This is a genomic window from Sivoneniella epilithica UHCC 1019 (assembly GCF_040830845.1).
In the GTDB taxonomy this organism is placed as follows: domain Bacteria; phylum Cyanobacteriota; class Cyanobacteriia; order Leptolyngbyales; family Leptolyngbyaceae; genus ULC077BIN1.
Genome location: NZ_JBFPDP010000125.1, coordinates 1 through 758, shown reverse-complemented (window position 1 = coordinate 758; position 758 = coordinate 1). Strand labels below are relative to the sequence as shown.

Sequence of the window (758 nt, the reverse complement as noted above, 5' to 3'; positions counted from 1 at the left end):
ACGGATGTTAGTCGATCCACATTCCGGGCATTGCATAGGTCATTTACTCAATATCATCCCTTAATTATGCAACGCCCGGGTAGTGTTCGAGTCAATGCTGATAGCATCTCTTTAGACGGTGTTTCTCCTGATCGAGAACCCAGTGGAATAGGTAGTGAAGTTGGATTCAAGGGAACAGGTAGAGGCGGTGATGTCTGGATCTCTTCCGATCTATTATCCATTTCCAATGGAGCTAAAGTCAGTACTACTGCCTTCGGAGGCAGCATTGCCGGAAATATTGGTATTACTGTCCGTACTTTAAATATGGATCAAGGCGAGATTGCTTCTGCTGCTTTTTCCGGGGATGGTGCCAACATCACTCTCAATATTGGTGAGTTATGACTGATGCGGCGGGAAAGTCAAATCTCCACTAGTGCTGGCTTTGCGGGAGCGGGCGGCAATGGCGGCAACATCACAATCAATGCACCTAAAGGATTCATTGTTGGGGTGAAGTCGGAGAATAGTGACATTACTGCCAATGCGTTTACGGGCAGCGGGGGTCGGGTCAACATTACCGCCCAGGGAATTTATGGGTTGCAGTTTCGTCCTCGGTTGACAGAGTTTAGCGACATTACCGCCAGTTCTACCTTCGGCGTGAGCGGAGTCGTAGCGATTAACACCCTCGGCGTTGATCCGAGTCGGGGATTGCAGCAGTTGCCCGGCGGCTTAGTCGATCCCTCCAACCGGATTGATCAGAAATGTGCAGCAGGAAGTGGCTT

The 758-nt window shown here is 50.0% G+C and carries 1 protein-coding gene and 1 pseudogene; both read left to right on the top strand.

The window, feature by feature from the left end; genetic code table 11:
• A partial coding sequence (locus tag AB3R30_RS26940; RefSeq protein ID WP_458652279.1) for a hypothetical protein occupies positions 1–381 on the top strand: 381 nt, incomplete at its 5' end.
• 3 nt (positions 382–384) lie between these two features.
• Positions 385–758 (top strand): annotated as a pseudogene (locus tag AB3R30_RS26935) (hypothetical protein); the annotation flags it as partial.